At 62.5% G+C, this 21,120-nt stretch carries 19 protein-coding genes and 3 pseudogenes; 9 read left to right on the top strand and 13 right to left on the bottom strand.

The window, feature by feature from the left end; all coding sequences use genetic code 11:
- Position 1: 1 nt before the first annotated feature.
- Entirely contained in the window at positions 2-1,417 is a 1,416-nt protein-coding gene (glgA, locus tag QA640_RS30470) for a glycogen synthase GlgA (protein ID WP_283036552.1), read from the bottom strand.
- 199 nt (positions 1,418-1,616) lie between these two features.
- On the opposite strand from glgA, the pseudogene QA640_RS30465 reads away from it, so the two are divergent.
- The 5 genes and pseudogenes from QA640_RS30465 to QA640_RS30445 all read left to right on the top strand — a co-directional run.
- Positions 1,617-1,994 (top strand): annotated as a pseudogene (locus tag QA640_RS30465) (CoA transferase); the annotation flags it as partial.
- Positions 1,995-2,067: 73 nt separating this feature from the next.
- The gene (locus QA640_RS30460) at positions 2,068-2,241 is read left to right on the top strand and encodes an oligopeptide/dipeptide ABC transporter ATP-binding protein (RefSeq protein WP_349253754.1); all 174 of its coding nucleotides are present in this window, start codon (positions 2,068-2,070) and stop codon (positions 2,239-2,241) included.
- A gap of 95 nt (positions 2,242-2,336) precedes the next feature.
- Entirely contained in the window at positions 2,337-3,404 is a 1,068-nt protein-coding gene (locus QA640_RS30455; protein WP_283036551.1) for an alcohol dehydrogenase, read from the top strand.
- A gap of 126 nt (positions 3,405-3,530) precedes the next feature.
- The gene (locus QA640_RS30450; RefSeq protein ID WP_283036550.1) at positions 3,531-4,610 is read left to right on the top strand and encodes an isocitrate/isopropylmalate dehydrogenase family protein; all 1,080 of its coding nucleotides are present in this window, start codon (positions 3,531-3,533) and stop codon (positions 4,608-4,610) included.
- Positions 4,611-5,016: 406 nt separating this feature from the next.
- Positions 5,017-5,787: an ankyrin repeat domain-containing protein gene (locus QA640_RS30445; protein WP_283036549.1), complete on the top strand. Its 771-nt coding sequence runs from the start codon at positions 5,017-5,019 to the stop codon at positions 5,785-5,787.
- A gap of 411 nt (positions 5,788-6,198) precedes the next feature.
- Here the strand turns inward: QA640_RS30445 and QA640_RS30440 are convergent, their stop codons facing one another.
- From QA640_RS30440 to QA640_RS30400, 9 genes and pseudogenes are all read right to left on the bottom strand, one after another.
- A complete protein-coding gene (locus QA640_RS30440; protein WP_283036548.1) occupies positions 6,199-6,780 on the bottom strand; it encodes a cytochrome c4 in 582 nt (193 codons plus the stop codon).
- Positions 6,781-6,859: 79 nt separating this feature from the next.
- Positions 6,860-8,572 carry a PQQ-binding-like beta-propeller repeat protein gene (locus QA640_RS30435; protein WP_283036547.1) on the bottom strand — a complete coding sequence of 571 codons (1,713 nt, stop codon included), beginning with the start codon at positions 8,570-8,572 and terminating at the stop codon, positions 6,860-6,862.
- A 430-nt stretch (positions 8,573-9,002) separates the two neighbouring features.
- Entirely contained in the window at positions 9,003-9,278 is a 276-nt protein-coding gene (locus QA640_RS30430) for a hypothetical protein (protein WP_283036546.1), read from the bottom strand.
- Positions 9,279-9,500: 222 nt separating this feature from the next.
- Positions 9,501-9,869, bottom strand: a pseudogene (locus tag QA640_RS30425) (enoyl-CoA hydratase/isomerase family protein); the annotation flags it as partial.
- Between the two features lie 214 nt (positions 9,870-10,083).
- On the bottom strand, positions 10,084-10,515 hold the full coding sequence (locus tag QA640_RS30420) for a hypothetical protein (RefSeq protein WP_283036545.1): 432 nt from the start codon (positions 10,513-10,515) through the stop codon (positions 10,084-10,086).
- A 949-nt stretch (positions 10,516-11,464) separates the two neighbouring features.
- Positions 11,465-11,632: a hypothetical protein gene (locus QA640_RS30415; protein WP_283036544.1), complete on the bottom strand. Its 168-nt coding sequence runs from the start codon at positions 11,630-11,632 to the stop codon at positions 11,465-11,467.
- Positions 11,633-11,940: 308 nt separating this feature from the next.
- Positions 11,941-13,296, bottom strand: a complete 1,356-nt coding sequence (locus QA640_RS30410; protein ID WP_283036543.1) for a L,D-transpeptidase family protein — start codon at positions 13,294-13,296, stop codon at positions 11,941-11,943.
- 371 nt (positions 13,297-13,667) lie between these two features.
- The gene (locus QA640_RS30405) at positions 13,668-14,039 is read right to left on the bottom strand and encodes a helix-turn-helix transcriptional regulator (protein ID WP_020608151.1); all 372 of its coding nucleotides are present in this window, start codon (positions 14,037-14,039) and stop codon (positions 13,668-13,670) included.
- A 29-nt stretch (positions 14,040-14,068) separates the two neighbouring features.
- On the bottom strand, positions 14,069-15,112 hold the full coding sequence (locus QA640_RS30400; protein WP_283036542.1) for a LysR family transcriptional regulator: 1,044 nt from the start codon (positions 15,110-15,112) through the stop codon (positions 14,069-14,071).
- Between the two features lie 479 nt (positions 15,113-15,591).
- Here QA640_RS30400 and QA640_RS30395 point away from each other — a divergent pair, with 479 nt between their 5' ends.
- Both QA640_RS30395 and QA640_RS30390 read left to right on the top strand, forming a co-directional pair.
- Positions 15,592-15,828, top strand: a complete 237-nt coding sequence (locus tag QA640_RS30395) for a hypothetical protein (protein WP_283042931.1) — start codon at positions 15,592-15,594, stop codon at positions 15,826-15,828.
- Between the two features lie 204 nt (positions 15,829-16,032).
- Positions 16,033-16,764, top strand: coding sequence for a cytochrome c biogenesis protein CcdA (locus QA640_RS30390; RefSeq protein ID WP_283036541.1), 732 nt, complete (start codon positions 16,033-16,035; stop codon positions 16,762-16,764).
- A gap of 22 nt (positions 16,765-16,786) precedes the next feature.
- Here the strand turns inward: QA640_RS30390 and QA640_RS30385 are convergent.
- A pseudogene (locus QA640_RS30385) lies at positions 16,787-17,458 on the bottom strand (sensor histidine kinase); the annotation flags it as partial.
- Positions 17,459-17,686: 228 nt separating this feature from the next.
- Positions 17,687-18,028, bottom strand: coding sequence for a DUF1236 domain-containing protein (locus QA640_RS30380; RefSeq protein ID WP_283036540.1), 342 nt, complete (start codon positions 18,026-18,028; stop codon positions 17,687-17,689).
- 138 nt (positions 18,029-18,166) lie between these two features.
- Here QA640_RS30380 and QA640_RS30375 point away from each other — a divergent pair, with 138 nt between their 5' ends.
- Positions 18,167-18,400 carry a hypothetical protein gene (locus tag QA640_RS30375; protein WP_283036539.1) on the top strand — a complete coding sequence of 78 codons (234 nt, stop codon included), beginning with the start codon at positions 18,167-18,169 and terminating at the stop codon, positions 18,398-18,400.
- 163 nt (positions 18,401-18,563) lie between these two features.
- Here QA640_RS30375 and QA640_RS30370 read toward each other — a convergent pair whose 3' ends face one another.
- Entirely contained in the window at positions 18,564-19,838 is a 1,275-nt protein-coding gene (locus QA640_RS30370) for a serine hydrolase domain-containing protein (protein WP_283036538.1), read from the bottom strand.
- Positions 19,839-19,995: 157 nt separating this feature from the next.
- On the opposite strand from QA640_RS30370, the gene QA640_RS30365 reads away from it, so the two are divergent.
- Complete coding sequence (locus QA640_RS30365; RefSeq protein ID WP_283036537.1) at positions 19,996-20,913, top strand: dioxygenase; 918 nt, start codon at positions 19,996-19,998, stop codon at positions 20,911-20,913.
- Positions 20,914-21,120: the final 207 nt, after the last annotated feature.

Genomic DNA, 21,120 nt, shown 5'->3' with positions numbered 1-21,120 from the left:
CCTATGCCGACGCGATCTTCCGATAAAGCGCGCTGTAACAGGCCGCGGAGATATTCCAGCTGAACGACCGCGACATGGCGGTGCGGCGCATGGAGTCGAGACGCTCCTGGGCCATGAATGTCGCAAAGGCCCGACGAACCCCGCCGAGGAAGGATTTGTGGGACGGCTGTGAGAACAGGAAGCCGGTCTCGCCGTCGGTGATGGTCTCCGCAAGGCCTCCGGTCTGGTGGCCGATCGGCAGCGAGCCGAAACGCTGGGCATACATCTGACTGAGCCCGCAGGGCTCGAAGCGTGAGGGCATCAGCGTGAAATCGCTGCCGGCAAAGATGCGCCGCGCCTGTGCATCGTTGAAGCCTATGGCGACGCCGATCGCGTCGGGCCGCCTGCGATGGGCGTCGATCAGCGCCCGCTCGAGCGCCGGCTCGCCGGAGCCGGTGACGACGATCTGCCCGCCGGCATCGATGATCTCGTCTGCGGCCGACAGCACGAGATCGATGCCCTTTTGGTGCACGAGACGCGCGACGATGCCGAACATCGGCCCGCGTGACACCGCGAGCCCGAACTGCTTGCGGACGTAGTCCGCATTCGCCCGCTTGCCGGCCCAGTCGCCGGCGCCGAATTGCTGTGCAAGCTGCGCGCAAGAGCGGGGGTCCCAACTCTCGTCGATGCCGTTCAAAATGCCGGTGAGTTCGGCTGCCTCGGAGCGGATGCGCAACAGGCCCTCGAGGCCGCAGCCGAATTCGGTCGTGGTGATTTCGCGTGCGTACGTCCCGCTCACGGTCGTCAGGTGCGAGGCGTAAACGAGGCCCGCCTTCAGGAAGGACAGCTTGTCGTAGAACTCAATGCCGTCGATATGGAAGGCGCTCTCGGGCGCGCCGATCCGCCGCATCGCGTCCTTCGTGAAGAGGCCCTGATAGGCGAGGTTATGGATGGTCAGTATCGATGGCAGCTTTGAGCCGCGCCAGGCGAGGTAGGCCGGCACGAGCGCGGCCTGCCAGTCATTGGCATGGATCAGGTCTGCTGCCCAATTCTTGTCCAGTTTGCCCGTTGCAAGCTCAGCGGCTGCCGACGCAAAACGCGCAAAGCGGACGTCGTTGTCTGGCCAGTCGCGCCCGGTTTCGTCGCCATAGGGGTTGCCGGGGCGGTCGTAGAGCTGCGAGCAGAGCAGCACATAGACCGGCAGACCGTCGCGCGTCGCGGCCCGGCCGAGCGTGCATGCAGGCATCTCCGCGAACGCCGGACAGCGGCCAACGATCTGAATATGCGTGAGTTGTTCGATGATATCGCGATAGCCGGGCAGCATGATCCGGATATCGGCGAAGGGGCGGAGCGCTCTCGGGAGGGCCGCAGAAACGGCACCAAGTCCGCCGACGCGGACAAAATCGTCCATCTCTGTCGTGACGAACAAGACCCTCAAGAACAGCTGCCCTCTTCCGAGCCCGATTGCTGCTATGCAAGATCGGGTCCAGTTGCTCTCGGAATTCCAAGCCCGCCCTGGAAAGCTGCCCTTCGGGTAAAGACTTTCCAGGCGGCCGCCATCTAGGGTCGGCGCATCAACAAGCAAGAACGCGCATGGTTCCAGGGAAGGGCAAGGATAAGGATTAAGGTCAAGGATGAAGGGCTTGATGCGGCTGATCGGCCGGCCGGACAGGGTTTCGGATGCGCGCTTCCGCGCCTATGGCGTGCGACGCGACAACTGGGCTGACATGATGGATGGTGTCGAAGCCTGGTCGCGGCAGATCGCGACGGAGCAATGTCTCGCCGCGCTCGGTGCCGAGGGCATGCCGGCCTCGGCCTATCGCGCCGTCGCCGAGGCGTTGCGCGACCCGCAGCTTGCGCATCGTCAGGCGCTGCCTGACGTGGAGGACGAGAGCGGCTTATACGCCGCTGGCCTCTGCCATCAGGCGAAGCCGGAACTGGCGGACGCCGAAGTGCCCGGACATCTCTACGCCTGCTTCCATCCGATCCAGATGGCCGAGGGGCTCGACGCATGATGCAGGTCGCCGCGAAGTCTGACGAGCCGCTGTTGAAGGTCGACAACCTCGTGGTCGGCCGCCTGCCGCATGAATTCTCCGGCGGCCAGTCGCCACGGGCGAGCCGCCATCGCCGATCGCGCCGCCGTCCGGTTGCCGCTTTCGCACCTGCTGTCCGCGCGCGGATCAGCGATGCGCGGCGGAGATGTCTGAGCTGCGCGAGGTCGCGCCCGGCCAGCTCGCGGCTTGCCATCATCCGCTGACGTAGCTTACGACAGCGTCGTTTGTTTTGCACCGCAGGACGTGGCAAGGTTGCGCTTGAGAACAAGCGCGGAAAAACGAGAATTGAGCGGGAGAGACGCCATGAAGAGCTTCAAGGTCGCCGATTTCAAAGCGCCGCTGAAGGAATTCGACGAGCCGACGCCGCAGCCCTCGGGCACGCAGGTGCTGATCAGGGTGAAGGCGGCCGGCGTCTGTCATAGCGACCTGCACATCTGGGAAGGCGGCTATGATCTCGGTCACGGCCGCAAGCCGCTCTCGCTGAGGGATCGCGGCATCGCGCTACCCCTGACGATGGGCCATGAGACGGTCGGTGAGGTTCTTGCGTTCGGCCCGGACGTGAAACCATCCGATCAGGGCGACCTCAAGAAGGGCGACATCACCCTCGTATATCCCTGGATCGGCTGCGGCAAATGCGCGACGTGTCTTTCCGGTGACGAGAACATGTGCCTGACGCCGCGCTCGCTCGGCGTCTATTGCGACGGCGGCTATTCCGATCACATGCTGGTGCCGCATCCGCGCTATTTGCTCAATCTCAGAGGACTCGATCCCGCCACCTCGGCGCCCTACGCCTGCTCCGGCGTGACCACCTACAGCGCGCTGAAAAAAGTCGAGCAGCATTTCGACACGCCGATCGTGATGTTCGGCGCCGGCGGCCTCGGCCTGATGGCGCTGTCGCTGCTCAAGGCGATGGGCGGCAAAGGCGCGATCATGGTCGATATCGATGCGAAGAAGCGCGAGGCGGCCGAGAAGGCCGGCGCGCTAGCGACCGTCGATCCCAAGGCGGCGGATGCGCTGGAGCAACTCGCCAGGAAGGCAGGCGGCCCGATCCGCGCGGTGATCGATCTCGTCGGCAACGCCGCGACCACCCAGCTCGGCTTTGACTGCCTGACCAAGGGCGGCAAGCTCGTCATCGTCGGCCTGTTCGGTGGCGGCGCCACCTGGGCGCTGCCGCTGATCCCGATCAAGGCGGTGACGATCCAGGGCAGCTATGTCGGCAATTTGCGCGAGACGCAGGAGTTGCTCGACCTTGTTCGGTCCAAGAAAGTGCCGCCGATTCCGGTGACGACATTGCCGCTCCACAAGGCCAACGACGCGCTCGTGCAATTGCAGCAGGGTGCAGTGGTTGGACGCACGGTGCTGACGCCGTAGCCCCGCCATTTCCACCGTTATTGCGAGGAAGCAAAGCAATCCAGAAACGCATCCGCGGTTCCAGCCTGGGTTGCTTCGCGTCGCTTGCAATGACAGTGTGGCCCCGTTCTTCGCACAGGAATCCCCATGTCCGCAAATAACGCCCTCCACATTGCCGTGCTCGCCGGTGATGGCATCGGTCCCGAAGTCATGGAACCGGCGCTGGAGGTGCTGGGCAAGGTCGGCGAGAAGTCGGGGCTCAGCTTCCATTTCACCGAGGCGCCGGCTGGCGCCGATAATTATCTCGCCACCGGCAAGTCGATGCCGGACTCGACGGTTCGGCTGTGCGAGGAGGCCGATGCGATCCTGCTCGGGGCCTGCGGCCTGCCTTCGGTGCGCTATCCCGACAACACGGAGATCGCGCCGCAGATCGAGCTTCGCTTCATCTTCGATCTCTATGCCGGCGTGCGCCCGGCGCGACTCATCCCGGGCGTGCCGAGCCCGATCGTCGGCGCTGACCAGCGCGGCATCGATCTCGTCGTGATCCGCGAATCCACCGAAGGCCTGTTCGCCTCGATGGGCAAGGGCGTCGTCACGCATGAGGATGCGCGCGAGACGATGGTGATCACGCGCAAGACGTCCGAGCGCCTGTTCGAGTTCTCGTTTCGTCTTGCCGAGCGGCGCAGGGCGAGGGGCAGGCCGGGCGCGCTGACCTGCGTCGACAAGGCGAACGTGTTCAAGGCCTTTGCCTTCTTCCGCGGGATTTTCGACGAAGCCGCCAAGCGTCATCCGGACGTCAAGGCCGAGCGCCTCTATGTCGACGCCTGCTCGGCGATGCTGGTCAAGCGGCCCTGGGATTTCGACGTGATGGTGATGGAGAACATGTTCGGCGACATCGTCTCCGATATCACCGCCAGCCTGATCGGCGGCCTCGGCATGGCGCCGTCGGCCGACATCGGCGATAAGTACGCTGTGTTCCAGCCCTGCCACGGCACCGCGCCCGACATCATGGGGCAGGGCAAGGCCAATCCGACCGGCATGATCCTGTCGGCGGCGATGATGCTCGATTGGCTCGCCGACAAGCACGGGGTGGAGAACGCCGCCGAAGCGGGTGAGCAAATCGAGCGCGCGGTGGATCAGGTCTATGCCAGCGGCATCAAGCCGATGGAGTTTGGCGGCAGCAACGGCACCGCCGACATCGCCAAAGCGGTGCTTGCGGCGCTTTGATCAATCTGATCGTGCATGGCTGCCGCTCAAGCTCGACGTCAAGGCCGATCGCCTCGGAATTTGCAGCTCACCCCGGGGGAGGTCTCAAACCTGCCAGAAGCAGATGTTCGCGCTTCGGCAGGTTGGTACATTGGCGTCGACCTTGGTGATGCCGGGCGACTTGGCCGGGTGACTTGACCGGGTGACTTGGCCGGGCGACTTGGCATCAACCGCGCGCTGTGTCATTTTGCATGAAATGGCGAGGGAGGGTTGTCTCTTGTCCTGGCACGTTGGAGCTCTAGGCTCGGCTGCAATGCTCGTGGTTGGCGCTACGTCAGCCGCCCTGGCCGGCGACTCGGAAAAGTGTCAAGAAATCGGCCGTCGGTTTCAAACCGCGCAATCTCAGATCACTGCAATGGAGGTATCGTTGCTTCTATTCTCAGCAGCGGACGAGAATTGTGCCGAGCTGGCGACCGCGCTGCTGGACCATGGCGCGTCAGTGGATGCGCGCGACCGGTTTGGAGCCCGCCCGCTCAGCCACGCCGCGCGATCTGGGCATCTGGAGATGGTCGATCTTTTGCTTGCGCGTGGCGCTCCAATTGATGCGCGCAATCTCGCCGGCGCAACGGCGCTCTACTTCGCGGCCGAGCGCGGCCATGTCGCGGTCGCCCGGCGACTTGTTGAACGGGGCGCCGACGTCAAGCTCACCGGACGCAGCGGCGTTTCACCGGTCGCGGCCGCCGCCTATGCGGGCAGTGACGCAATCGTCGAAACGCTACTCGCGAATGGGGCCGACGAAGGCGTGCCCGACGACACCGGGAAACCGCCAATCGTCTACGCGGCGGCCCGCGCCCGGCTCGACATTGTGAAGCGTTTGCTTTCGCGAAACATCGATATCAATGCCCGCTATCCGAATGGTCTGACGCTGTTGATGTGGGCTGCGGGTCCGGATGAAAAAGTTCCGGAGACGGAGGCTGTCGAGGTTGTGAGATATCTGCTGGAGTCAGGCGCGCACGTCGACGATCGCGATGCCCGCGGCCGGACGGCTCTCATGATCGCCGCCGAAGGTGGGCGTGCTGAGATCGCCGGCCTCCTGCTCGCGCGAGGCGCTGATCCCTCGCTCATGGACAACGCGGGCAAACGCGCCGCGGATCTCACCTCACTATCGTTGCTGCGTGATCGACTGGCTGGGCCGTAGCTCGGGCACGTTGTGGTCTGGCGCATGATCCGGAAAAGTGTACGGCGGTTTTCCCTCACGACAAACGCGGAACGCGTTTGCGCGGAGATCGCGCGCAAACAAAGAGCTAAAGGAGCGATGACATTAAGTACGATCAGTCGCAAAGTACGATCAGTCGCATGGGGACACCTCTCCCCAGCGGGGAGAGGTCGGAATGCGAAGCAATCCGGGTGAGGGGCCGCAGCAACCTTACTGCGTCATAAACGCTCTCACTCCTCATCCTGAGGAGCTTGCGAAGCAAGCGTCTCGAAGGATGTGGGCCACAGGCCGGGCCTCATGGTTCGAGACGCGCTTCGCGCTCCTCACCATGAGGTTTAGTGACACAGTAAGGTTAAAGCGCGATGACGATTCAACTTTTAAGACCGTCGCGCTTTAGAGACCGGCGAGATATTGCGCGAGCGCCGTAAGATCGTCGACAGGCGTGGCGAGCATCAGATCGGTCATGCCAGGATTGTTGCCGCGCGCACGGGTGCGGAAATCCGCGATTGTCTTGGCGAGGTATTCCCTGCTCTGTCCGGCCAGGCGCGGTGTGGTGCCACTGCCTTGAAACCGATCGAGATGACAGCCGGTGCAGCCTACCGAGTGCTCGGCGCTGAGCGCCTGCTGGGCCACCTGCTTCGGCGCGCGGGGCTGGCCCAGATCAGGCCACGGCTTTTGCGCGAAATACTGCGCGATCGCCAGCATGTCCTGCTTATCGAGAGACGACACGATCGGCTGCTTGATCTCGCTCTTGCGGTCCCCGCGTTTGAAGTCGCGCAGCTGGATGTAGATGTAGCCGGCTTGCTGTCCCCAGATGATGGGAATCGACTTGTCGCTCGGCTTGCCGTCCTGGCCGTGGCAGCCGGCGCAGACCTCGACCTTTTCCGCGATGCTTTGTGCGAAGGTGGGGGCTGCCATCAACAATGCCCCGAGGATCATCCCGCCCGAAATCACCCAGCTCAAATTGCCGACCATGGAGTTCATTCCGGCGAGATTAACAGAAGCGGGGCCGCAACCGGCCCCGCTTGAGTGATCGCACGTGATGCAAGTTCGCTCATTCGAGCGTGAAGGCGATGATGTTGTTGCCGCGCCTGAAGTTCACCTGGGTGTTACCCCCGGCGCCGACCACGATATATTGCTTGCCGCCCACCGAATAGCTGGACGGCGGTGCATTGACGCCCGCACCGGCGCGGAAGCTCCACAATTCCTTGCCGTTGGACGAGTTGTAGGCCGCGAACTTACCGTTGCCTTCGCCAGCAAAGACCAGACCGCCCGCGGTGGCGAGAATGCCGCCGATCATCGGCTCTGGCGTGTTCACCTTCCATCTGATCTTGCCGGTGTTGTAGTTGACGGCGGTGATGTTTCCCGACTGTCTCTCACCCGGAATGGCGGTGAACGCGCCACCAAGCCAGAGCTTGCCGTTTGGATAGGGCGAGTTCTCGACCCGGTAGTGCATGGGTTGATGCAGATTGATGGCGTAGGCCAGCTCCTGTCCGGGGTCCGTGGCAATCGGCGACCATTCGACGCCGCCATTTGCCCCTGGAAGCATGCGCGCGCCTTCCTTGGTCGGCAAGGTCCACATGTTCTCCTGCGGCACCATCGCCTCGGAGAACCGGATCATGCTGCAGTCTTTCCGGTCGTGAACATAGATGTGACCGGTCTTGCCGGCATGGATCACGCCCGGAATGGTCCTGCCGTTCTTGTCCTTCACATCCACCAGAACCGGCGGGCTCGCGGCATCGAGATCCCAGACGTCGTGGGCAATGTACTGAAAGTAGCAGGCCAATTTTCCGGTATCCAGGTCAAGCGATACCAGCGAGTCGGTGTAGAGGTTGTCGCCGGGGCGCGGCGTGCCGTCGAGGTCGGGAGATGGATTGCCGACCACGAAGTAGATCCGGTTGGTGGCGAGATCGACAGCGGGATTTTGCCAGACGCCGCCGCCCAGCTTCTGGTAGGGGTCACCGATCTTGGCGAGCTGGTCCTTTTCGGCCTGGATGTCCCGATGCATGTCCCGCCCCGTGGCGTCCTTGGTTGCCCAGACGCCGACGGTATTTTCCGGGATGGTATCGAAATTCCAGACCTGCTTGCCGGTCTTCGCATCATAGGCCCTGACAAAGCCGCGGATGCCGTACTCGCCGCCGTTGGTGCCGATCAAGACCTTGTCCTTGATGACCGTCGGAGCCATCGTCTCGCTGTAGCCGAGCTCGGGATCGGCGATATCGGTGCTCCAGACGACATCGCCAGTCCTTGCATTCAATGCCACCAGCTTGGAGTCCAGCGTGGCGAGATAAACCTTGTCACCGAGGACCTGGACACCGCGATTATTGGGACCGCAGCAGTAGGTCGTTACGGGCCCCATCTTGTGATTATAGTGCCAGAGCTGTTCGCCCGTCTTGGCGTCGATCGCATAGACATGGCTGAACGATGTTGTCACGTACATCACGCCATCGATCACAATGGGCGACGTTTCCAGGGATTCCTTGACCTCCGTCTGGAAGATCCAGGCGACGCGCAGGTTTTTCACATTGTCGCGGTTGATCTGCTTTGCAGGGTGAAAGCGCGTCTGAGCGTAATTGACGTTGGTCAGCAGAAAGTTCGTTGCATTCTTGTCTGCTGCATTGAGCTGCTCTTGAGTGACTGGAGAAATCTTCGCCTCGCGCGGAGGCGACCACTGATCCTGCTCCTTGACTTCTTGCGCATGGCCTGATGCTGCGAGCGTGCAGCCCAGGCCAAACAACGTGGCATATGTAATAGAATGTCTGTTCATGGCTTCAGCCCCTTATTATTCGAATTATCAGAGCCGGCACTCATGCACACCGGTTCCTGAATTCTGATCTTGCGAAACCTATTTGACAAGGAGAAAGCCATAGGGAGCGCGTTGCGGGCGTTTAAGCCTTCGCCGTTCGCGGCCGCCAAATCAGCGTGCGTTGCAGTACCGATTTGCCAAGTGGGTGCGGCAGCGGCGCATGCTTTCAGAGCACGCAGGGCGATAAACCGGCAATCGCCCTTAGGTCATAGTCACTGGCATATATTCAGCGGACGACAGAAGGCGACGTTGAAGCCGATACGTCTGTATGTCGATCTTGGGCCTGAGAGCGGCAATGCCCTGATCGGAAGAATTACGCTGGGCCGTCAGAGCGTTTTTTGTGAGTGCAGAACGTTTCACGAAAAAGGGGCCCCTTGGGCCCCTTCGTCGATCACCAGCGGCGCCAGTGACGATGGCCCCAGCCCCACCCGGGTCCGTAGAATCGCCGCGGACCATAAAAGCCGTAGGCGCCATAGTAGTTCGGGCGCCACCAGCAACGGCCCCAGGGGTTACAGACCCAGCGCACCTGATCGACATTGGCAGCCGGGCCGCTGGCGATACGATCGGCCTGCGGAATGCCATTCGGCATTGCCGCCAGAGCCTGCCCTGACGCGAGCGCCACACCGCCCATAGCCGCCAGGCCAAGCACAGCAAATCTGAGTTTCATCACAATCTCCCTCGTTGGTGTCGAGAGAACCGTCGCGAGATCAGTTGGTTGCAATGTGCAAACGGGCCCGAGAGGAATTTAATCTTCCTGAATATCGGTTCACGTCATTTGATGGTGCGAGCGGTTCCAGATCAGCGCGCTCAACGTCGTGCGCGATGCAGCGGAGCGATCCAGGTCGTTCCGAGGAGGCAGTCTGGATCGCTTCGTCGCGGTGCCCCTCGCACCACCGAGGCAGAAGCCCTGGATGCAGGCGATAATCGGCTTGAGGTAGTCGGCGAGCATCGCCCGCTGCGCGGCGCTGCGCTTCGCGTAGTCTTCGGAGGCCGCCGCGTTGTGGCGCTGCTTCTCGAACTGGCTGATGTCCGCACCCGACACGAAAGCCTTGCCGCCGGCGCCACGCAGGATCACCACGCGCACCGCGTCATCGTCGCGCAGGTTCGTCAGCGCCTGGCCAAATCCCTCCCACATCTCGAGCGACATCGCGTTGTGCTTGTCGGGATTGTTGAAGGCGATCACGCCAACGCCGTCGGTGGTCGTCCTGAGGATGTTGCCGTCGGCGAATGAAGTATCCGGCTGGAGAACGTCTGGCATCGCGCACCCGCTTGTGTTGGCGGATGGCAATTTGCGGCAGGCTGTGCGGCGAGGTCAACCATGGCAGGGGGGCCAGATCTCAGACCGGACCACGGCTGTTCTTCTTGGATTGCGCCGTCAGGACGTGCCATAGGCAGGGTCAAAAGCTGGCGTCCATCTAGCCAATGAAATCGCGGCGGGCTCTCCGAGCCCGCTCAGGTCTGGCGGGACGTGTTTAGCGTGACGTCTTGAACAGAGTCGGATTTGCCTCGACGTACTCGGCCCAGAGCTCTTCCATCATCCTCTTCACGGTCTCTGGATCGTATCGGTCGCCGGTTCGAGGCTCGCCTTTCAGCTGGCCCGCTCGAATGCTCCCGGAGAGAGGGTTGTCGATGTCAGGAATAAAGGAAGCGCCGGTCGGCTTGTGCGTAATGCCTTCAGGCGTGACATTGAACTGATCTCGGCTAACCAAAATATTGCCCACTCTCGCCGCCACCCGCTCGGGCGGCCCCTCATGCTCCCGTTGACGTTTTCTCCGCAAGGTAACGCTCAACGCCCGCCGCGCATCGCCGTTCCCGTCGCGCTTCGTCGGCGTCGCTGCGACTGGTCGCGTCAGAACGCTTCGAGCAAAGCACAGCCTTCGCGGCATTTCGGGAACATCTGCCAAGTGCCTGTGTTAACGCGCCGCCCTGGAAGGGCCAACGCTCTCGCGGGGTCTCATGCCGATCGTCAGATGTTTCCTGTTCACAGCAAGCCTGTTGCTGGTGCTTCTGTTCGCAGCGGTTTGGTATTGGCCTCCTCAAGGCGATCACGCTGTCGCCACGGACATTGACCGATCTGTCATCCGCATTCGCTCGGCGCGAAGCGTTCCTGAGAAGATCGTCTCGACACGAACAGGCCGACTGTCGTGTCCTCTTCGACTCCCATTCATGACCGGGGACGTGAAGCCGAGCCAAGGGATGCATTCGCGATGGTAGCTCCCTCGTTGCCACCCCGGCCAACCGGCGCAGACATCGTCAGCGGGCGTGGGCCGTCGCGAGCGGCACGGGAAACGCTCAACCAGAACGACGCAAAGATTGCCGGCGAGGCGGCTGGCCCTGGAGCGTCGCGAATGGTTTGGCGGCTGGTGACCGCTGCACGCGCACCCGTTCAGTGGGTGACTTGAGTGCCAACAGTGGACGCAACTTTCAATTTGCAGGTCGCTACCACCGGCGCAGTTTGGCGCGGGCCGTGAGACAACGCCTCGCGACGATCGACTCGGGCGCGGATCGGAGAAGCCGGCAAAAAAAACCGGCCGCTGGGGGGAGGAGCGGCCGGGGGTTTCGCTTTCCACCGGTGTTGCGGGGGGCCAAACCGGTTCGTGAAACAATCCGGCAGGCGCGCCTTCGTTCCTTGGCTGTGTCCTGCGAGAAGCAGTCTCTGCAGCGTGGCGATAGGCTAAGCGCGGTGAGATCAGGTAGTCATATGGGGACACCTCTCCCTCCCGGAGAGGTGAATCACTCGGCATCGCACCGATTCAACCAAAACTCATCGCGCTTTAGGTTGTTGTTTGCACATGATCTCGGCGCAAACGCGTTCCGGGTTTGTCGCGAGGGAAAACTGTTCCGATCCATGCTTTAGCGTCGTGAGAAGATCGTTCCGCGCTCGGCGGCTTCCGCAAGCTTGGTCCAATCGTCAGCCAGTCTCAGCCAGGCATCTCGTTCGGTCTCGCTCATGGCCCGATCGGCCAGCCGCTGGCATTCCTCCGCTTCCTTACGGAACTGTGCTGCATCGGTCGCGGTCATACCGATTCAATGCACAAACCGTCATGAGGTGCCATTGCTGCTTACGCAGCGGCGACTCGCCGTGCGCCGTTGCTTCCAACCGGTGGCAGCTCCAGCCGCCTCAACAAGAAAGCCCGCGAGCGGGGGCGGTGCGGGCTTGATGATTCTTGCGATGATGCATGTTTACAGGTGATTTGCCCGACGCGTCAAGTCATTTTCGTAAAATCCGCAATGGCCCGCGGCGACCGTCCCGCGCCTTTGCATGGGGTTGTTTTTCAGATTTTGATGGGGAGCGCCAGCTGGGACGCCCCCCGAGGGCCGCTCCGTGCCTACTGCGCCAGATGCGCGGTCAGCGGATGGTTGGCGGCATTGCTGAAGAACGCGGCCTCTTCGGCCGTGGCCTCCAGCAATTGTTCGTCCTGATTGTAGACGTCGTTGCGGAACTGGATGGTCTGGTCCTTGGTCATCCATGCCGTGAGATAGATCCAGGCCACCGGCACCTTCCTGGCCATAGCGACTTCGAGATGCTGTCCGGTGGCAATTTCAGCGTCGATCGCGGCGCGGTTCCACCTTGGCTGGTCCTTCAACAGCCAGGCTGCGAGATCGCGAACATTGTCCACGCGCGAGCAGCCGTGAGAATCGAAGCGGTAGTCGTCGCTGAACAGATTGCGCTGGTTGGTGTCGTGCATGTAGACCGAATAGGAGTTCGGCATGTCGATCTTGACCGCGCCGAGTGCGTTAAACGTGCCGTTCTGCTGGCGCAGGGTGAAGTTCGGCGTGTGCGTGCCCGACCAGTCGACCGAATGCGGATCGATCGGATTGTCGTGGCCGTCCAGCACCTCCATGTGCATGCGCGACAGATAGGTCGGATCCTTGCGCATATGCGCGGAGATTTCGGTCTTGGCGATCGAGGAGGGCACGGTCCAGGTCGGGTTGAGGATGACGCCGGTGATCTCGGCCGTCAGCGTCGGCGAAGGCTTCTCGGTCTTGCCGACGATCACGCGATAGCGCCGTACCACCACGTCGTTCTCGATCGCTTCGGCAAAGGCCGCGGGGATGTTGACCACGACATAGCGTTGCCCGAAGCCGAAGTTCATGTTCTGGAGCCGCTCCAGCGACGCCTCGAGCTGTCGGATACGCTTTTGTACGGGAACGTTCATGGCCGCGATCGTGCGCGGCGTCACCGTGCCGGTCGGCGCCAGGCCATGGCGTGCCTGGAAGCGCTTCACGGCCTCCGCCAGCGTCTCGTCGAAGGCGCCGCTTGTCTGGTCGGCGGCGAGATCGCCGGAGACGATCAGGCGCTTGCGTAGCAACTCGTCACTGGGCCCCTGCGCGCCGAGCGTGAATTTCGCATCCGCAGGGATCATCGGCCAGCCGCCGCGCACGGCGAGGTCGGAATAGCTCAGCGCAGCGTCCTTGATCCGCTGGACCGAGCCCTCGTCGAGGATCGGCTCGTGCGACAGCGCAAGTGCGGCGGCTGAGCGTGACTCGGGGGTCGAGGCGGACGTTGCGGCGGCCTTCGGCACCGCAATGTGGGCCGGATTGGCCGTCGCGGGCGTCGTGCCGGCCGGCGCTGTGGCGCCGGGCTTGGCGGGACCAGCCTGGCCGGTGGTTTCGGTTTGCGCAAGGGCCGAGGCGCTCGCGAACAGGCCAACCGCAACAATGATGGCTTGGCGCTTCAACATATTCCTGATCTTCCCCTTGGAAAGCCGAGGCCCGGACGGGCGCTCGCATGACGTTCTTCTTGCAGCAGTGCCGCGGGCGCGGCGTTCGGCGAGGCGGTGGCATCCTAGGGCATGGGGGTTGAGGTCCGATTAAACGCAGGCGTCCCGGCCCATCCGCCCTCGATTTGGTCGTTCGACGGCTCGGATCGGTTCGTGAAAAACGCGTCGGAGAGGAACGAAAAGCAGCAAGCGGGCCCGTTCAGAGGAGGCCCAAAAAAGCAACTGCCGCGCATCAGGCGCGCTCGAAGTCCCGTTCAATCCAGCCGCGCCCCCGCGACGCGGCGGATTGAACATCAAATCGATGGACGGCCGACTGCCCAGCCGTCGATCGCTCAGCTTTCGTTCGCCGCGATCGATTCCATCAGCGAGACGAGCTGACGCTGCACCGTCTGGTCCTTGATCTTGCTATAGGCGCGCAGCAGCCGGAGGCTGAAGGCGCTGTCGAGGAACAGAAGGCTCTCGACTTCGCGCGCCTTGTTGTCGCCGTCGTAGAAGAAGGTCACGGGCACGTCGAGCGCCGAAGCGATCTGCTGCAGACGGGCCGCGCCGACGCGATTGACGCCCTTTTCGTACTTCTGGACCTGCTGGAAGCTGACACCCAGCTTCTCGCCAAGCTCAGCCTGCGAGATTTTCATCTCGACGCGCCGCAACCTGATCCGTTTGCCAAGCTCAATGTCCGGTTTGCCGGCACTGCGCTGCTTCATTCTCTTCGCCGCTGTTTTCATACTTTTTTTCACCGTTCCTCGGTTGAAAATCCCCCGAAGAGTTGGGTCAGGGGTTCGCCCATGTACACTTCCTTGAATTCGCGCGGATGCACGAATTCATCCTTGAACCACGGGAAGCGCGCCGGATTGAAGGCCTCGATCAGCCAGTCAATCATGTGCCGCACCCTTGGAATCCGGCCGCTACCGGGATGGTAGGACAACCAGATATCCAACGGTCGCTTCAACGCGACCTCCAGTGGAATCAACTTCCCGCCAAGCGCGATGGCATAGCTCGGGAATACGCCGATTCCGGCGCCGTTCGCGACAGCCCAGTAGTTGGCGCTTGAGACGTTGGTCTTCATGACCAGAAGGTCACGCTCCGCAACGCCCGGGAAGAAGCTCTCGAATGTCTCCTTGGCGGCGATCTGATCGGCGAATTGCAGCACCAGGCGGTGCTTGATCAATTCGTGGGCCGTGCGTGGTGCGCCATGTTTCTGAATGTATCTTTCGGCCGCCCAGAACATCAGATGCATGCGGCCAAGCCGCACCAGCTTGATGTCCAGCGCTGAGGGGCGCGACAGATGGATGGCGACGTCGGCCTCGTGACGGGAGACGTCGGCCGAGCGCATCGCGCAGTGCAGGTCGACAAGGATATTTGGATAGCTCTGCTGGAATTCGACCAGCCGCGGCGCGAGCCAGAAGGTGCCGAGTCCCTCGGTGATGGCGACCCGCACCTCGCCGGACGTGCCCGCGAGCGTATCGCTGGCGCGCAGCACGTCGAAGGTCGCGGCCTCCATACGCTCGACGGCCGAGACCACCAGCGCACCTTCATCGGTCAAATGGGTGTCGTGGACGTCGCGGGTGAACAGGGTGGCGCCGATCTGGCGCTCGAAATCGTCGATTCGTCGCCGGACGGCATTAATGGAGAGCGAAAGGCGCTCGGCGGCCGAGCGGAAGCTGCCGCAACGCACGACCTCAAGGAATATCCTGGCCGCATCCCAATCCGAGAGGCCGCCGAGGAGTGCTTTCTGGCGTTCTTCCAGAGGAACGCCCCTTTCCGCCAAGAGGTGCATACAAGTCCTTTCGGCTGGCTAAACTGGCAGAATCTTGGACAAACCACAACCACGGCGGGTTGCGGGGGTGGCGAGTTTTTTTACGTCATCCTCACCTATGGTTTTGTGGTATCGCAGTGTGCCAAGGGTTGGGAATCGGGCAGACGATCGTCCGGAAGAGGGGTATCGCGTGCGTTTCGTTGCGAGCCTTGAGAGGACTGGGTGGATATCGGGTTCTCCGAAGCTGGAGAGCATCGACCCCAAGTCGAGGCACTTGGCGAGGCTTGGCGTTGCCTCCCATTCCTCGCTCAAACGACGCCATATTTCTGATGGGACGCTGTATTTCGCTCCGGACGCGGCGAAATCGTGTTCGAAGCCCCGAATTCGTCATGCTATCCTCGCCGGCGACGATGGGCCGCGGGGATCGTTGCCATTCATTCTCACAGGTTGAACTAACGGAAAGTACGCCGGTGCCGCATTCAGATGAACAATTGCAGTCGGTGCTCGAAACGCTTGAGGAGTGCCGTCGGGTTCTCGGTCAGAACCAGGTCCGCGAGACGGTCGAATTGCTGTCAATCGCCATCCTCGATTTGCGGATGAAACTCAAAGGCATCGACAATGGCGAATTGCGGGCGTTGTGCGACGAAATGCTGCGGGGCGCTGCCAGCGACACCGCCTTCCGTTCCAAGCAGACGCAGGACCAGCCCCGGCGTCCGCTGCTCCGCGTGGTGAAATAACCACGCCGCCATCTCTCGCAGCCGCGAGATTTGTGCGCGTCCCGATGCCGCATCTGTGATCAGAGGCGGCATCGGGAGGAGCCTTGGATTTCCGCGCCTCTGTTGCGCATTGCCCTGCATCGGTTACACCAAAGGCCGGTAGGCCCAAATTCCGTCGCGCCCCCTTGCGCACGGTGCGGGCCTTGAGATGGCCCCGACTGCATCATGCAAAATGTTTCGATTACGGCGGCGCTGCTTGCCGGCCTCGTCAGCTTCCTCTCGCCCTGCGTCCTGCCCCTGGTTCCGCCTTATCTGATCTATCTGACGGGCGCCACGATCGAGCACGTCGAGAGCGACGAGCAGCCGTCCGCCTCCAGGCGCGCGGTCATGATGTCGGCTCTGCTGTTCGTGCTTGGCTTCTCGACCATCTTCATCGCGCTGGGCGCCAGCGCCTCCCTGATCGGCAGCGTGATCCGTGCCTGGTCGACCGAGCTCTCGATCCTCGCCGGTGTCGTCATCATCGTGATGGGCCTGCACTTCCTTGGGCTGACACGCATCAGCCTTTTGATGCGGGAAGGGCGGCTGCCGATCCCCAAGCCGGTCGGCTTGTGGGGGGCCTATATCATGGGGCTCGCCTTCGCCTTCGGCTGGACGCCGTGCATCGGGCCGATCCTCGCGGCAATCCTTTCGATCGCCGCGGCGGAGGCGACGGTGACCAAGGGCGCCGGCCTGCTCGCGGTCTATTCCGCGGGGCTCGGCATTCCTTTCCTGATTGCAGCGCTCCTGATCGAGCAGTTCTCGGCGCTGTTCGCGCGCATGAAGGGCCATCTCGTCAATGTGGAGCGCGCGATGGGCGTGCTCATGGTGATCACCGGCATCTTCTTTCTCACCGGCGCGATCAGCAACATGAGCATCTGGCTGCTCGAGACTTTTCCGGTGCTCCAGAGCATCGGTTAGGACAGGTCGGGAGGGTCTTTCGCTACCGCGTTTCGTCCAGCGCGCAGCTGATCGTGCAGACGCCGCCGCGCGGCAGGAAGTCAACCGTGGCTTCGCCGCCGAGCTGATCGCGCGCGCTGCGCTCGATCAGGCGCGAGCCGAAGCCGCGTTGTACCGGAGCGGTCACCGGCGGGCCGCCCCGCTCGGTCCAGATCAGTCGCAGCCGCGGCTTGGGCGTATCGGCCGTGACCTCCCAGTCCGGCGTCACCGTCCCGGTTTCGTTGGACAGCGCGCCGTACTTGGCGGCGTTGGTCGCGATCTCGTGCACGATCATCGAAAGCACAAGGGCGAGGCGAGGCGACAGCGGCACCGCCGGTCCGTTCATCCGGATGCGATCCGGATTGTTCAGCAGGAACGGGTCCAGTGCGCGGGCAATGACGTCCTTCAACTCTGAGCCCTGCCACTTCTTCTGGCTCAGGAGATTGTGCGCTTCCGCAAGCGCGCCGAGACGTCCCTCGAACTTGACGCGCTCGTTGCGGCTCGCGCTGCGGAACGACTGCACCGCGATCGCCTGCATCAAGGCGAGGGTATTCTTGACGCGGTGGTTGAGCTCTTCGACCAAAAGATTGTGCAGCATCTCGCCGCGCGCGATGGTGGCGGCCATGCGCAAGGCGAAGGCAAGCCCGGTCAGGAGCAGCACGCCGCCGGAGAGCGAGCCGTACGGGCAGGGTCAACTTTGGCAAACGCGGACGTCCCGGTTTCGGCGCGACGGCGTCGAGCTACGGGTCAGCATACGGTCTGCGGCGCGCCAGCGCCAAGGCATTTTCCAAATGATCGCTTCTTCGAGCGCGATCGATTTTGCACCGCATTCGATGCAGGCAAGCTCGTCACCTCATCCTCCGGCGAACGGGCCGCCTTTCGGCGGCCCGTTCATCTCAGACGATCACTCGACTTCCTGCACCACAGTGCGCGTGCCCGGATCCACTAGCATCACGCGATCGCCAGAATAAACGTAACGGTACTTCGTGAGCGAGGGGCCCCAGTCCGTAGGAACCGCTTCGAGCTCCACATCACTCGGGACCGTCGCGCCCACGATGATCTTCTCCTTTGTCCTCACTGGCTGCACATGGTGCTCGGTGACGTAGGTTTTGATCTTGGTTCGGTATTCCGGCTCGATCTGAACCGTCGCGTGACCGGTTCCGGTCGTGGTGGTGACCGTCGATTGCGCGATGGCGCCAGTCGAGATCAGCGCGGCGGCTGCGGAAAGCAGCAACAGCTTCTTCATGATATCCTCCTCGTTGAAGCGATCGCGGCAACAACCCTGCAAAGCGCACCGCGTTCCAAACGACGAGGAACAACCTGACGCTTCCTCCCGTTGTCGAATTGCCGAAGCAACGACTTCGGCGATTGGAGGAGAGGGACCATGAAACTGAAAACCGCGACCGCGGCGCTGATGATCGCTGCCTTCGTCGTTCCAGCCTTTGCCGCCGACGAATTCTACGTCGTGCAGGACGTCAAGACCAAGAAATGCACCATCGTCGACAAGAAGCCGACGGAATCCTCGATGACCGTCGTCGGCCCGGCCGGCACCGTCTACAAGTCGCGCACCGAGGCCGAGGCAGGCATGAAGACCGTCAAGGTCTGCACATCCAACTGACGGAGGTGACGATGCCAATCATTCCAGTGTTCATTCTGTGGGCCGTGCCGACGATTCTCGTCATCGGCGGCGGCATCTATCTGATTGGTCATATGCACTGAGGCCGACACGTCGGGCCACGGCGGCAATTCGCCGGGGCCCGTCTCATGTGATCGCGCGAAACCTACAGATTGCTCTCGGTGATCGCGGCGTAGATCATGCTGCGGAGCTCGCGCCGGATCGGATAGGCGCTCGAGGGCACCACCTGCGTCATGAAGATCGTGATCAATTCTTCGGCCGGGTCGATCCAGAACGAGGTCGTTGCGGCGCCGCCCCAGCTATACTCGCCGGGGCTGCCCGCTATCAGCGTCTCTGCCGGGCGCATGGTAACGGCAAAGCCGAGGCCGAAGCCGATGCCGTTATAGGTCGCTTCGGAGAACAGCGAGCGCGAGACCTCCGGCAAGAAGCGGCCGCCCGGGATGTGGTTGGTTGCCATCAGGGCCAGCGTCTTCGGCCCGATCAGGCGGACGCCGCCGAGCTCACCGCCACCCAGCAGCGCGCGGCAGAAGGTGAGATAGTCGGCCACCGTCGAGCACAGGCCGCCGCCGCCCGAAATGAAGGAGGGCGGGGTGAGGAACGAGCTCGTCGCCGGATCGTCTTGCAGGGTCAGGCCCTGACGGCGCTGCCCGGCGTGGAAGGTCATGCCGCCTTGCGGGTCGGCTGAATAGCAGGCCGCGAAGCGGTGCGCCTTGGAGGCCGGCACGTGGAAATCGGTGTCGGTCATACCGAGCGGATCGAGAATGCGTGCTTTGAGGAATTGCTCGAAGGGCATGCCTGAGATCTTGCCGATGAGATATCCGATCACGTCGGTGGAGACCGAGTAGTTCCAGGCATCGCCCGGCGAGAATTCCAGCGGGATCTTGGCCAGTCCCTCGATCATGCTCTGGAGTGTGCCGGCCTTCTCCACCTCGCCGATCTTCTGCTCGCGATAGGCCGCGTCGACATTGGATCGCTGCTGGAAGGCGTAGGTCAGCCCGGACGTGTGGCGCAGAAGGTCGACGATCTGCATTGGCCGGGATGGCGGCCGCGTCAGGAAGGCGGGATTCGTGCCGGCGACGAACACGCCAAGGTCCTTCCACTCTGGAATGTATTTGGCGACGGGCTCGTCGATCGCGACGAGACCTTCCTCGACCAGCATCATGAAGGCGACGCTGGTGAGCGGCTTGGTCATGGAATAGATGCGGTAGATGGTATCGTCCTTGACCGGCACCTCGCGCTCGACATCCGCAAGGCCCAGCATCGAGCGGTGGGCGACCTTGCCGCGGCGATAGACCAGGAGCTGCGTTCCAGGAAAGCGGCCGGCATCGATATACCGGTTCTTCAGATGCGCATCGACGCGGTCGAGCGCGGCCTTGGACATGCCGACGGATTCGGGCGAGGCGGGGCTGGGGGCGAGCATCAGTTCCTCCGGACTGGTTTTATGGACAGGTGATAGCCGAAATGAGGACCCCATTCCAAGCCGGTCGCGCTTAACGCTGCCTACCCGACTGGTGTAGGCTCCGTCGCGGAGCGCCGTCAGGCCAAACAACGAGAAAATCGGACAGCGGGAAAGAGAAATGACCCAATTCAGCGAGAGCGAGCTCACCGAGGCCGTCGTCAAGAGCTTCGACAACACCCCAAGCCCGCGCGCGAAATTCCTGCTCCAGGAATTGGTGAAGTCGCTGCACGATTACGTGAGTAAGACCGGTCTCACCTTCGAGGAATGGGACTATGCGATCGATTTCCTGACCCGGACCGGACAAAAGTGCACCAATACCCGCCAGGAGTTCATCCTGCTCTCCGACGTGCTCGGCGTCTCCATGCTGGTCGACGCCGTGAACCATCGCGACCGCGGCGGCGCCACCGAGACCACGGTGCTCGGCCCCTTCTATGTCGGCGAGCACAAGGTGGCCGCGCATGGCACCGACATCTCGCCGCATAATCTCACCGGCGAGAAGATGTTCGTGCAGAGCCGCGTCACGGACCTCAACGGCAAGCCGCTCGCCAACGTTCCCGTCGACGTGTGGCACGCCGACGATGACGGCTTCTACGATTCCCAGAAGCCGAACTACGACGAGATTGGCGCCTCGGCGCGGGCGCGCTTCATCACCGATGACGACGGCCGCTTCTTCTTCCGCACCATTCTGCCATGCAGCTATCCGATCCCGACCGACGGCCCGGTCGGCGAGATGATCATGCAGACCAGCCGCCACCCGATGCGCCCTGCGCACGTGCATTTCCTTGTCAACGCCAAGGGCTATGAGCCCCTGATCACCCACGTCTTCATCGGCGGCGACAAATATCTCGATTCCGACGTGGTGTTCGGGGTCAAGGACGAATTGATCGCCAAGGTCGAGAAACGCACCGATCCGGCGATGCCCGACGGCGGCAAGGCGGCCGCGCCCTGGCACCTGATGACCTATGAATTCCACCTCAAGCCCGGCAACGGTTTGGCTCCCAAGCCGCTCGGGGTGAAGGTCGCGGAACACGCTTGAGAAGGTCCTCCCTAGCCCTGCCTAGTTTATATGCGACGCACAAGAACCGGGCAGGTCGCAAGTTCCGCGTGCGGAGAAGAGGCCTGCGACAATCTGTCAATCCCCATCAAGATATTGATATAACTTAAATATTGATCCCGCCGGGCCTGGCACAAAGCTTGAATAGTTTGTGTCGACGCCATCGACGCCGTCCCACGAGATTTCTCA

Origin of the sequence: Bradyrhizobium sp. CB82, assembly GCF_029714405.1 — a bacterium.
In the GTDB taxonomy this organism is placed as follows: Bacteria; Pseudomonadota; Alphaproteobacteria; order Rhizobiales; family Xanthobacteraceae; genus Bradyrhizobium.
This window is presented reverse-complemented; position numbering and strand designations above follow the sequence as displayed.

What these genes read in the sequence shown, in the direction of transcription:
- QA640_RS30455 (WP_283036551.1), top strand. Translation starts at nt 2,337, where the DNA reads ATGAAGAGCTTCAAGGTCGCCGATTTCAAAGCGCCGCTGAAGGAATTC.
- QA640_RS30450 (WP_283036550.1), top strand. Translation starts at nt 3,531, where the DNA reads ATGTCCGCAAATAACGCCCTCCACATTGCCGTGCTCGCCGGTGATGGC.
- QA640_RS30440 (WP_283036548.1), bottom strand. Translation starts at nt 6,780, where the DNA reads ATGGTCGGCAATTTGAGCTGGGTGATTTCGGGCGGGATGATCCTCGGG.
- QA640_RS30435 (WP_283036547.1), bottom strand. Translation starts at nt 8,572, where the DNA reads ATGAACAGACATTCTATTACATATGCCACGTTGTTTGGCCTGGGCTGC.
- QA640_RS30430 (WP_283036546.1), bottom strand. Translation starts at nt 9,278, where the DNA reads ATGAAACTCAGATTTGCTGTGCTTGGCCTGGCGGCTATGGGCGGTGTG.
- QA640_RS30415 (WP_283036544.1), bottom strand. Translation starts at nt 11,632, where the DNA reads ATGACCGCGACCGATGCAGCACAGTTCCGTAAGGAAGCGGAGGAATGC.
- QA640_RS30410 (WP_283036543.1), bottom strand. Translation starts at nt 13,296, where the DNA reads ATGTTGAAGCGCCAAGCCATCATTGTTGCGGTTGGCCTGTTCGCGAGC.
- QA640_RS30405 (WP_020608151.1), bottom strand. Translation starts at nt 14,039, where the DNA reads ATGAAGCAGCGCAGTGCCGGCAAACCGGACATTGAGCTTGGCAAACGG.
- QA640_RS30400 (WP_283036542.1), bottom strand. Translation starts at nt 15,112, where the DNA reads ATGCACCTCTTGGCGGAAAGGGGCGTTCCTCTGGAAGAACGCCAGAAA.
- QA640_RS30390 (WP_283036541.1), top strand. Translation starts at nt 16,033, where the DNA reads ATGCAAAATGTTTCGATTACGGCGGCGCTGCTTGCCGGCCTCGTCAGC.
- QA640_RS30380 (WP_283036540.1), bottom strand. Translation starts at nt 18,028, where the DNA reads ATGAAGAAGCTGTTGCTGCTTTCCGCAGCCGCCGCGCTGATCTCGACT.
- QA640_RS30375 (WP_283036539.1), top strand. Translation starts at nt 18,167, where the DNA reads ATGAAACTGAAAACCGCGACCGCGGCGCTGATGATCGCTGCCTTCGTC.
- QA640_RS30370 (WP_283036538.1), bottom strand. Translation starts at nt 19,838, where the DNA reads ATGCTCGCCCCCAGCCCCGCCTCGCCCGAATCCGTCGGCATGTCCAAG.
- QA640_RS30365 (WP_283036537.1), top strand. Translation starts at nt 19,996, where the DNA reads ATGACCCAATTCAGCGAGAGCGAGCTCACCGAGGCCGTCGTCAAGAGC.